The sequence below is a fragment of the Hyphobacterium indicum genome (genome assembly GCF_003129605.1).
Taxonomy (GTDB): domain Bacteria; phylum Pseudomonadota; class Alphaproteobacteria; order Caulobacterales; family Maricaulaceae; genus Hyphobacterium; species Hyphobacterium indicum.
Genome location: NZ_QBDX01000001.1, coordinates 659,375 through 669,770 on the forward strand (window position 1 = coordinate 659,375; position 10,396 = coordinate 669,770).

The window sequence follows — 10,396 nt, forward strand, 5'->3', positions numbered from 1 at the left end:
GCGGACAAGGGCCCGCTATGGTTCATGGCCTAGAGTGGCGGAAGCATCCGGGTGGGCGTCCATGGTGCCCCCGCTTCATCCAGTGCGGCTTCGAATGCCGGGATGCGTTCCTGAATCAACGTATCGAGACGCTGCCGGATGTCCGCGTACTCGGATTCCGCCAGTCCCAGCTGCCGTTCATGAGCCGGATTTGGTCCATAGGTCGCATAGGCCGTACCGGTTTCGGCAAAGCCGATCCGTGACGTGACAGTGGACGGCTCGGCCCCGTATTGGCCATTGCTCGACTGGTTGCCGGTCAACGCTTCCTCGATGGCGAAGAGCTCCTGACGCAAGGCTTCGTACCGGGCATCAAGCTCACCCGGCGCGGTGCGCGACCGGTAGAGCGCGGATTCGAGGCGGTTCAGGCGTTCGCGGGTCAAGCCGATAGCCGACGTCGAAGCACTGACGCTGCGCTGCAGCGTGGCAAGCCGCTCCCAGAAGGCCGCCACCTCGTCGTCGGGAGAGCCGGGCAATGCGCCTTCATACATACGCTCGACTTCGAATTCCCGGGCTTCGCCGATAACTTCTGTCTCACCCTGATACTGGCGCACCAGAGTGACCGAATATGTGCCCGGCGCGACGAGATATCCCGATGGTGCATTCTCGGCATCTTCCTGTTGCATCACCGGAGAATGGCCGGGGAAGGAAAGATCCCAGTTGACCCGGTGGAATCCGGCTGTGACGGGGCCTTGCAGGCGGCGGACCACCCGGCCCTCATCATCACGGACCACCAGCCACATGCGAGGCGGCGCTTCGCGGCGCTCGCCCTCGATGACATCAAATCCCGGGAAGGGCGTGTCCTCGCCTTCTTCAACTAGCGGACGTTCGGCCTCCTGCCGGATTTCCTCCGACGTCTGGAGCGCTTCGCTCATATAATAGGTGAAGACAGCACCGAAGGGCGGGTTCTCGGCGGTGAAATAGCCATGGCCCTGCCAGTGGCCACTATCAAAGCCCAGCGGGTGCTGTTCCTGATACCACCAGGCCCGCCGCACCGGGAACAGGGCGGTGCCATTTTCCATCATTTCCGGGGTAATTTCGCGCAATGGCGAATAGTCATCGAGGATGTAGATTCCCCGGCCGAAGGTCGCGACGACAAGATCATTCTCGCGGCGCTGGATCTGGAGATCACGGGCCGAGATCGTCGGAATACCCGCTTCCAGCTGGGACCAGTTTTCGCCACCATCAATGGTGAAATAAACACCGAATTCGGTGCCCACAAACACCAGATCCGGATTTACATGGTCCTGCGCAATGCGCCAGACCTGTTCGTCCTCGGGCAAGCCATTGGAAATGGACCGCCAGCTGCGGCCATAATTGTCGGACCGCAGCAGATACGGCGCGAAGTCACCGTATTTGTGGTTGTCCAGTGCGATAAAGACCGTGCCGGCCTCGTGCAGGGATGGCTCGAAATCATTGACATAGGCCCGGTCCGGCACACCCGGCAGACGGCCAACTTCCGTACGCTGCCAGGTTTCGCCGCCATCTGTGGTGATCTGTATCAGGCCATCATCCGTGCCGGCATAGATGACATTCTCGTCCACGGGCGATTCCGCAAGCGCACTGATCGTATTGTAATTGGACATCGCATAGACGTCCCAGCCTGCATCCCACGACCATTGCCGGCCCATAATGGGCAACAGCATCCGGTCTTCATTACGGGTCAGGTCTCCGGAAATTGCAGTCCAGCTGTCGCCGCGATTGTCCGAACGCCAGACGCGTTGCGAGGCGTGATAAAGCCGGGTCGGTTCATGCGAGGACACCACGATCGGCGCATCCCAGTTATAGCGTTCCGCCGGCTCGCCGGGTTCGGGCTGGGCGCGGATATACACGATCTCGCCCGTCGTCCGGTCAAAGCGGACCAGATTGCCCTGCTGCCAGCTGGAATAGGCGATGTCGGGATTGCCGGGCTCGATATCCGGCTCATGACCGTCGCCGAACAGCGTCACTTCCCAGTCCGAATTCCGGATGCCGTGACGATTGTCTGTGCGGGACGGCCCGACCTGCGTCGAGTTGTCCTGTGTGCCGCCATAGATATTGTAAAACGGTTCCGCGTCATCCACGGCGATATCGTAGAATTGCGTGATGGGCAGGTTGGATATGAACCGCCAGGTGCGTTCATCGTCCACGGTCTCGTAAAGGCCGCCATCCGAACCCACCAGCATGTAGTCGGGATCGGTTGGATGAAAACCGATGGCGTGATCATCGACATGTTTGAATTCATTATTGATGTCGCGGAAGGTCGCGCCGCCATCATCGGAAATCTGCGTCGTATTGCTGACCAGGATGATCCGGTCGAAGTGATGCGGGTGCGCATAGAGCTCCATATAGTAATGCGGCCCGGTCCCGCCGGAGACCGTGTCCGACATCCGCGTCCAGCTCTCGCCGCGATTGGAGGATCGATAGACCCCGCCCGTCCGGCGGTCCTGTTCGATGGCGGCATAGACAATGTCCGGATTTTGCGGCGAGATGGCGAGGCCGATCTTGCCCAGATTGCCGGTGGGCAGACCTGTTGTGACCTGCCGCCAGGTGACGCCGCCATCCTCGGAGACATGAATGCCGGATTCCGGTCCCGCGCCCATATAGGCAGCTACGGTGCGGTGCCGCTGCCAGGTGGCGGCATACAGCCGGTCCGGATTTCGCGGATCGATGACAAGGTCGGTCACGCCGGTCCATTCTCCGGCGGAAAGGACATTCTCCCAGCTTTCCCCACCATCGGTCGACATGAACAGGCCCCGGTCACCCCCGGACGACCAAAGCGGGCCTTGCGAGGCCACCCAGATCGTATCGGGGTCGTCGGGGTGAATGATGATTTCGGAAATGTGTTCGGAGTTTTCGAGGCCCAGATGTGTCCATGTCTGGCCGCCATCGCGGGACCGGTAAATGCCATTCCCATAGCCGTTATGGCGCCCGCCATGATTTTCGCCAGTCCCGACCCAGATCGTATGGGGATTTGACGGATCAATGGTCACCGTTCCGATCGAATACACATCCTGATCGTCAAAAATCGGAGTCCATGTCGTACCGGCATTCTCTGTGCGCCAGACACCGCCCGAACCAACACCGACAATCCAGGTCGACGGATCGTCCTGGAGTATGTCGATATCGCCGATCCGGCCCGACATGAAAGCGGGCCCGATACTGCGGAATTCCAGGCCATTGAAATTGGCAGCGGCCATCGGATCGGTTGTTGTTTCTTCTTCCGATTGGGCACAAGCGGTTTGCGGCAAAGCGCCGAGCAATACGGCACAGATAATGGCGCGCATGAAGTCCTCCCCAGGAAATTTTCTGGCTCAACTCTATCACCGGGGAGTCGAATGGAAAGTCGGTCGGCGTATTTATCGCGCATTGTGATGCATTCGTAATCTTGACGGTTGGCTGAAGGTCAAGAGGATGCGCGCCATGACCGTGAACAAGTTATTCCGCGACATTCATCATTGGGGCTCTCTGGCCGTCATGATACCGCTTGGCATCATGATCGTTGCCGGCATTTTCCTGATGCTGAAGAAAGAGTTCGACTGGATCCAGCCGTCCTCCCAGAGCAGCACCATCGAGGCCGCAGGGGCGCCGGAGACGACGCTGCTGGAACTGTACGAGGCGGCTGCCGCAATCCCCGAGCTGGAGACCACGGACTGGGCCCGATTTGACAGGGTCGACATCCAGCCGGACCGCGGCATTGTCAAATTCGTATCCACCAATCGCTGGGAAGCGCAGATCGACCTGATAACGCTGGAAGTTCTGTCGCTGGAATACCGCCGATCAGACCTGATCGAGCAGATCCATGACGGTTCCTTTTTTGCGGACTGGGTGAAGCTCTATGTCTTTCTGCCTGCTGGCGTTGTTCTGTTCGTCATGTGGCTGACCGGTATATGGCTCTTCTTCCTGCCCCATCTGAAACGATGGCAACGACGGAAAAAACGCGCGGCAAAGCTGGCGGTCCGGCTGGATACGTAGAGCTCGATTGCCCCGCGCGCCCGCCTCGGTTATACGCCGCGCCAACAAGATATCCCTGACTGTCAAAGGATCACGCGCCCCATGGCCGCCTATCAATACGTCTATCACATGGACAAGCTCTCGAAGACCTATCCGGGAGCTGCCAAGCCGGTATTCCAGAATATTTCGCTGCACTTCCTGCCCGATGCCAAAATCGGCGTCGTTGGCGTCAACGGGTCCGGCAAGTCCACCCTGCTGAAAATCATGGCGGGCATGGACACCGAATTCACCGGTGAATCCTGGGCCGAGAAGGGTGTGCGCGTCGGTTATCTGCCCCAGGAACCGCAGCTGGATGAGACCAAGACCGTCTGGGAAAACGTTATTGAAGGCTCGGCACACAAGAAGCTCGTCGATGACTTCAATGCCATCTCGATGAAGCTGGCGGAGGACTATTCCGACGAGCTGATGGAAGAGATGAATGATCTTCAGGAGAAGATCGACGCCGCCGATGCCTGGGATATCGATTCCAAGATCGAGATGGCGATGGAAGCCCTGCGATGCCCGCCGGGCGAAAGTGAAGTCACCAATCTGTCCGGCGGTGAAATCCGCCGCGTCGCGCTCTGCCGCCTGCTGTTGTCCGAGCCGCACATGCTGCTGCTCGATGAACCCACCAACCACCTCGATGCAGAATCGGTGGACTGGCTGCAGCACCATCTGGAAAACTTCCCTGGTGCCATTCTGGTCGTCACCCACGACCGTTACTTCCTCGACTCCATCACGACATGGACGCTTGAGCTCGATCGCGGTCGTGGCGTCCCATATGAAGGCAATTACTCTGCCTGGCTTGAGCAGAAGCAGAAACGGCTGGCCCAGGAAAGCCGCGAACAGGGCGCCAAGGAACGCGCTCTGGCCCGCGAACTCGACTGGATCCGCTCCTCGCCCAAGGCCCGTCAGGCCAAGTCGAAGGCGCGGATCAAATCCTATGAAGAATTGCGCGATCAGGCGGATCGGCAGGAAATCAACCATGCCCAGATCAATATTCCACCGGGGCCGCGTCTTGGTGGGGTTGTGGTCGAAGTCGAGAATCTCAAAAAGGGTTTTGAAGACAAGCTGCTGATTGACGGTCTCTCCTTCAAATTGCCGCCGGGTGGCGTTGTGGGCGTGATTGGTCCGAACGGCGCCGGCAAATCAACCCTGTTCAAGATGATCACCGGACAGGATACGCCGGACGAAGGCACGATCCGCCTCGGCGAAACCGTGAAACTGTCCTATGTCGACCAGTCTCGTGATGCGCTGGACCCGAACAAGAATGTCTGGGAAGAGATTTCCGGCGGCAATGACATGATCAATCTCGGAGGCAAGGAAGTGCCGAGCCGGGCCTATGTCGGTGCGTTCAATTTCAAGGGCGGCGATCAGCAGAAGAAGGTCGGCTTGCTGTCGGGCGGTGAGCGCAATCGCGTGCATCTCGCCAAGACGCTGCAGACAGGCGGCAATCTGCTGCTCCTCGATGAACCGACCAACGATCTCGACGTGGAAACTCTGGCGGCGCTGGAACAGGCTCTGGAGAATTATCCCGGCTGTGCCGTGGTGATCTCGCACGACCGTTTCTTCCTTGACCGTCTGGCCACCCACATCCTCGCTTTTGAAGGCGATAGCCATGTGGAATGGTTCGAAGGCAACTTCCAGGAATATATCGAGGACAAGAAGCGCCGCCTGGGCGAGGATGCGGTCACGCCCAAGCGGGTCAAGTTCAAGCGTTTCAGCCGTTAGAGGAATGGAGTGGCCTAACGGTCACCCATTTCCGACAGTTGGGCATCCGCCGCGCTGCGCAGTTCGCTGGCGCTCTGGAAAATATGTGCGGCCTCTTCGCGCTCAGACGCGTCCATTTCCCGGGCATGGCGCATACGGCCGGCATTCTGGGCGACCAGATTTGCGTTCGCCCGGAGATTTGCAAAGCATTGCTGGCCTTGTTGGGACGCCGAGCGGTCGGCGTCATCCATGCCCTGAATAAGGCCATCGCAAAAGTCGCGTTGCTCGAAGGCCCGGTCCCGAAAAGTGCCGAGCTCCGAGAGACTGGCAGAGCCGACGGTCTCATAACTGAAACGCTCGCTTGCCAGACTCATGTCTTCGGGCATCTGGACGCCAGCGCTGCTGCTACTCCCGTCTCCGGCGCCGTTGCCCGCACCGGAACCGCCTCCACCGTCACCTCCGCCCGGACCGCCGCCGGGGGAGCCCGGTGCGGCTGGAGGTGAGGGCGGAACTTCGGTGGTTTCATTGCGCGTACACATGGCGGTGCGAGGATCGCCTTGCGGTGCAAAGTCCTCACCGCGTGCCCGGCATTCCGCCGGCGTGTAGGTGCCATCAAGCCAGACGCCTTCGCTGACATGACAGCACCGGCGATCATCCTGTGCCGATGCCTGGGGCATGAAGGCCAGAGCAAAACAGACAACAGATAGCCATTTCCACATATTCGCCTCCTGAGTTTCCGCTCGAGCATATCACAGGCTGTAGACGACGCGGAAATCGGGAGGCGAGGGAGGCGTCAGTTTCCTTGATGTCCGAGCCGTTCAATTAGTTGACTGATTTGCTCATCCCGCGTTCCGGAGAGCGGAATATCCGGGACGACAGGGGCCGATGAGCGATCCCCCGAAGGGCGGATGAAAATATAGATTGGCGCAGCGACTTCCAGACCGGAGTTGGCAAGCCGGTATAGCTGAACCTGTCCAGTGGAGTTGGCCCGGCCTTCGGTGCCCGGGCCCGCAACGGGGGCAATGTCGAAATCCTGCGCTGTTACGGCCATGACAATGGCCTGCGAATACGTTCCGGGACCAACGAGAATCGCGACATTTCCGTCAAACCGGTTGTCCAGTTCTGCCGGCGGCTCGACCCATTGGGCAAAAGGCACGGAGACCACCTGACCGATTTCCGAGCCCGGAATGAGGGCCTGATTCTCGGCGACAATGCGCGCGGTCACCGCCGACAGCGGCGTATAGCGCTGGTCCGTAATGTAAGCAAACAGCCGGTCTGACAGCTGATGCGCGCCGCCGCCATTCTGGCTGAGATCAATGATCAGGTTTTCCGCATCATGCTCGGCTATGGCCGCGAAACTTGTGTCCAGAAATTCCCCGAACGCCTCTTCCAAATCCGGCATGAAGGTATTTATGGTCAGAACTGCGGTTACATCCCGGAATTCCAGCGTCCATCGGTCGTTGCTCTCTACAGACGTATCGCGAACCGGATCAATCCGGATGGTTCGTTGATGTCCGTCCGGCCGCGCGACGTTGACGTCCCAGCTCTCGCCGCCACCTGTCACAGTCCAGAGGTAGAGCGGAAACCGGGTTTCGAGCAAATAGGCACGGAGCCCGCCTGTATCACCATTCATGCGCTGCATGATGCGCCCTGCAATTTCCGTCGCGGAATGACCATTGATCGCCAGAATTTCATCTCCCGCCTCGAAAGAGCTATCGGGAGAAACGGATGGTGCGACGGTTAACCGCCCCCCTTCAAAAGCAACCGGCAGGGTGAAGTCAGCGCCGCCGGCAGCAATATACGCATCATAATCGTTCTGCGGCGCGCGGATCGCAATATGGCCGTCATTGAATACCGGATTCAGAATGGAGAGCGCCAACCAGGCCTCACGTCGCGAATATTCCCCTTCGAGAGAGGCCGCGACCGCGGCAAACCGGGCCTGAAGGAGATCAACATCGACCGAAAAGGACGGATCCGGGTGTGTGGCAAAAAACCAGTTACGCCACTCCTGGACATCTGCGCGCAGCGCATCTGCAGTGATTGTTTCGGCCGGTTCCTGCGCGCAGGCTTGCGTGAATACAAGGCTGGTTGCGACCGAGAACAGGATGGCCGCGCTTTTGGGGAGGAGCTTGATCATCATTTGTTTTCCACCTATTATGTTACAAGTAACGTAACCAGTAACATAAAAGTTTCTGAGGAACAAGATGTCATGAACTCACAGTCAGAAACCGCGCTTGATGATTATGCGCCTGCTTTTCTCGGCATGATCATGAGCAGACTCGTGGACGAGATTGTCGCGGCCGGCAGCGCAACGGCGAGAGCGCTGTCAATCGACCTGCCGCCGCGGTCCATGTCGATCATCACGCTACTGGCCGAGCGCGAGCGGAGCGTCACAGAAATTGCTCTGGCCGTTGGCCAGACGCATGCGGGGGTCATCAAGAATATGAAGCCGCTCTACGAGAGCGGGTTAGTGACGCGATTTGACGATAACAGCGATGGTCGGAGAAAACCTTATGGCTTGACCAAAAGGGGGCGAAAGATTGCGGCCGAGCTGGACCATCTTCTGAAGGCCGGCGCGGCGGCCTTTCGCGAGCTGTTCGAAGAAACCGGAATTGATCTCTACGATGCGGTTGTGCGAACAGATGCGGCGCTCAGGCGGCAATCCATGTCGCAGCGCATGATGGCAAAAGCGCTGCCGGCGAAAAGATAATCATGCGATTTCTGATCCTTTCCATTGAAACCGCCGCAGAATGACATAAAGATATCTTTATACCTTTTTCAGGTAGGATATCGACATGGAACATCTGATTGGACAATTGAAGGCTCTCGCGGAGCCAACCCGGCTTCGCGTCGCGACGCTACTGGCCCTGGGCGAGTTGACGGTTTCGGAACTTGTGCAGGTCCTGGGGCAGAGCCAGCCCCGTGTCAGCCGGCATCTGAAATTGCTCACCGATGCGGGACTTGTTGAACGACAGCCCGAAGGTTCATTTGTCTTTTATCGTCTGGTGTCGGCAGGCCCTGGCCAACGTATCGCCAATGTTATTGGTGATCTGACGCCGCCGGATGATCCCGTGCTGAAGCGAGACCTTGACCGGTTGGCCACCGTCAAATCCGCGCGGGCAGCCGCTGCTGAAGCCTATTTCGAAAGAGCCAATGAGGACTGGGGCCGGATCCGCGCCTTGCACCTGTCCGAGCATGAGGTCGAGGCGGCGATGCGGGATGCCGCGGGAGCCGGACCCTTTGGCCTGATGATCGATGTCGGCGTGGGAACCGGCCGTATTCTCGAGGTCTTCGCGGACCGCACCAGTGAGAGCGTCGGTATTGACGTCAATCATGCCATGCTGAATGTCGCGCGGCTCAATCTGGAACGCGCCGGTCTGTCCGGTGCGTCCGTGCGTAAGGCCGATGTGTCGGCATTGCCGTTTGATGATGGCGTGGCCGATCTCGTGACCGTTCACCAGGTTTTGCACTATCTTGATGACCCGGCGGTTGCGATTGCCGAATGCGCCCGTGTCCTGAAGCCCGGTGGTGTCTTGCTGATCGCGGATTTCGCACCTCACCAGCTCGAATTCCTGAAAACCGAACACGCACACAGAAAACTCGGTTTCTCCGATGAAGAAATCACCGGCTGGGTGGAAGACGCCGGACTGGAAATGCGCCGCCGCTCCTCCCTCCATCCAGAAGAGCCGGAAAACCGATTGACTGTGAAAATCTGGTCCGCTCGTCGCGCGCCTGTCCGTTCAGATACGGCGAGCAGCACAAGGAAGGCCACAAGCGCATGACCTGTGAACCGCAACCTTTTGCTTTCGGGCGTACATCCGCGCCGACGGTCTCGTTCGAATTCTTCCCGCCAAAGACCGATGCCATGGAGGCCCGCCTCTGGGAGACTGTTGAAAAACTGGAACCCTACCGCCCGGATTTTGTCTCGGTCACCTATGGTGCGGGCGGCTCCACCCGGGAACGCACGCGCAACACGGTCAAGCGGATCCTGAAGGAAACCGGATTGGAGGCGGCGGCCCACCTGACCTGTGTGGGAGCCACGCGCGATGAAACCACCGGCATCATTCATGACTACAGGGCCGCCGGTGTGGATCATATCATTGCCTTGCGTGGTGATCCGCCGGCCGGTGTCGGAGAGACCTATAAAACCCATCCGGGCGGTTTCAGTTGCACCTCCGAGCTGGTGCGGGCCATCCGCGATGCCGGCGTCAGAGAGGTCTCCGTTGGCTGTTATCCCGAGCGTCATCCTGACAGCCCGTCAGAGGAACATGATCTCGAGGTTTTGAAACGCAAGATTGACGCCGGGGCCACCCGCGCTGTGACGCAGTTCTTCTTCGATCCGGACGTCTTCTTCCGTTTCCGTGACCGCGCTGTGGCAGCCGGTATCTCCATCCCGATCATTCCCGGCCTGATGCTGCAGTCCAATTTTGCCGGTCTGCAGCGCATGGCGGGTCTGTGCGGAGCATCTGTTCCGGGCAGCCTTCCACCACTTTATGAAGGGCTGGAAGACGATGCCGCAACCCGCGATCTGGTGACCGCTAATGTCGTCGCCAAGCTCGCACGTAAGCTGGAAAAGGGCGGCGCGGAGCATTTTCATTTCTACACGCTGAACCGCGCCAGCCTGGCGATTTGTCTTGTGCGCCTTCTGGGTGTGCGTTCGTTCGCGGAGGCTGCCTGA

At 59.1% G+C, this 10,396-nt stretch carries 8 protein-coding genes; 5 read left to right on the forward strand and 3 right to left on the reverse strand.

The features are described 5' to 3' along the window. Positions 1–29: 29 nt before the first annotated feature. Entirely contained in the window at positions 30–3,302 is a 3,273-nt protein-coding gene (locus DBR16_RS03245) for a VPS10 domain-containing protein (protein ID WP_109259781.1), read from the reverse strand. 136 nt (positions 3,303–3,438) lie between these two features. On the opposite strand from DBR16_RS03245, the gene DBR16_RS03250 reads away from it, so the two are divergent. Together DBR16_RS03250 and ettA are read left to right on the forward strand one after the other, a co-directional pair. Continuing rightward, positions 3,439–3,990 carry a PepSY-associated TM helix domain-containing protein gene (locus DBR16_RS03250; RefSeq protein ID WP_109260035.1) on the forward strand — a complete coding sequence of 184 codons (552 nt, stop codon included), beginning with the start codon at positions 3,439–3,441 and terminating at the stop codon, positions 3,988–3,990. Positions 3,991–4,071: 81 nt separating this feature from the next. Next, the gene (gene ettA, locus DBR16_RS03255) at positions 4,072–5,739 is read left to right on the forward strand and encodes an energy-dependent translational throttle protein EttA (RefSeq protein ID WP_109259782.1); all 1,668 of its coding nucleotides are present in this window, start codon (positions 4,072–4,074) and stop codon (positions 5,737–5,739) included. A gap of 14 nt (positions 5,740–5,753) precedes the next feature. On the opposite strand, the gene DBR16_RS13955 is transcribed toward ettA, so the two are convergent. Together DBR16_RS13955 and DBR16_RS03270 are read right to left on the reverse strand one after the other, a co-directional pair. Further along, a complete protein-coding gene (locus DBR16_RS13955) occupies positions 5,754–6,437 on the reverse strand; it encodes a hypothetical protein (RefSeq protein ID WP_161539392.1) in 684 nt (227 codons plus the stop codon). Between the two features lie 74 nt (positions 6,438–6,511). Next, entirely contained in the window at positions 6,512–7,855 is a 1,344-nt protein-coding gene (locus DBR16_RS03270; RefSeq protein WP_161539393.1) for a S41 family peptidase, read from the reverse strand. A 72-nt stretch (positions 7,856–7,927) separates the two neighbouring features. On the opposite strand from DBR16_RS03270, the gene DBR16_RS03275 reads away from it, so the two are divergent. From DBR16_RS03275 to metF, 3 genes are all read left to right on the forward strand, one after another. After that, the gene (locus DBR16_RS03275; protein ID WP_109259786.1) at positions 7,928–8,428 is read left to right on the forward strand and encodes a winged helix-turn-helix domain-containing protein; all 501 of its coding nucleotides are present in this window, start codon (positions 7,928–7,930) and stop codon (positions 8,426–8,428) included. An 85-nt stretch (positions 8,429–8,513) separates the two neighbouring features. Next, positions 8,514–9,500 carry an ArsR/SmtB family transcription factor gene (locus DBR16_RS03280; protein ID WP_109259787.1) on the forward strand — a complete coding sequence of 329 codons (987 nt, stop codon included), beginning with the start codon at positions 8,514–8,516 and terminating at the stop codon, positions 9,498–9,500. Further along, on the forward strand, positions 9,497–10,396 hold the full coding sequence (gene metF, locus DBR16_RS03285; protein ID WP_109259788.1) for a methylenetetrahydrofolate reductase [NAD(P)H]: 900 nt from the start codon (positions 9,497–9,499) through the stop codon (positions 10,394–10,396). The genes DBR16_RS03280 and metF overlap by 4 nt, the downstream gene beginning before the upstream one ends.

What these genes read in the sequence shown, in the direction of transcription:
- DBR16_RS03245 (WP_109259781.1), bottom strand. Translation starts at nt 3,302, where the DNA reads ATGCGCGCCATTATCTGTGCCGTATTGCTCGGCGCTTTGCCGCAAACC.
- DBR16_RS03250 (WP_109260035.1), top strand. Translation starts at nt 3,439, where the DNA reads ATGACCGTGAACAAGTTATTCCGCGACATTCATCATTGGGGCTCTCTG.
- ettA (WP_109259782.1), top strand. Translation starts at nt 4,072, where the DNA reads ATGGCCGCCTATCAATACGTCTATCACATGGACAAGCTCTCGAAGACC.
- DBR16_RS13955 (WP_161539392.1), bottom strand. Translation starts at nt 6,437, where the DNA reads ATGTGGAAATGGCTATCTGTTGTCTGTTTTGCTCTGGCCTTCATGCCC.
- DBR16_RS03270 (WP_161539393.1), bottom strand. Translation starts at nt 7,855, where the DNA reads ATGATCAAGCTCCTCCCCAAAAGCGCGGCCATCCTGTTCTCGGTCGCA.
- DBR16_RS03275 (WP_109259786.1), top strand. Translation starts at nt 7,928, where the DNA reads ATGAACTCACAGTCAGAAACCGCGCTTGATGATTATGCGCCTGCTTTT.
- DBR16_RS03280 (WP_109259787.1), top strand. Translation starts at nt 8,514, where the DNA reads ATGGAACATCTGATTGGACAATTGAAGGCTCTCGCGGAGCCAACCCGG.
- metF (WP_109259788.1), top strand. Translation starts at nt 9,497, where the DNA reads ATGACCTGTGAACCGCAACCTTTTGCTTTCGGGCGTACATCCGCGCCG.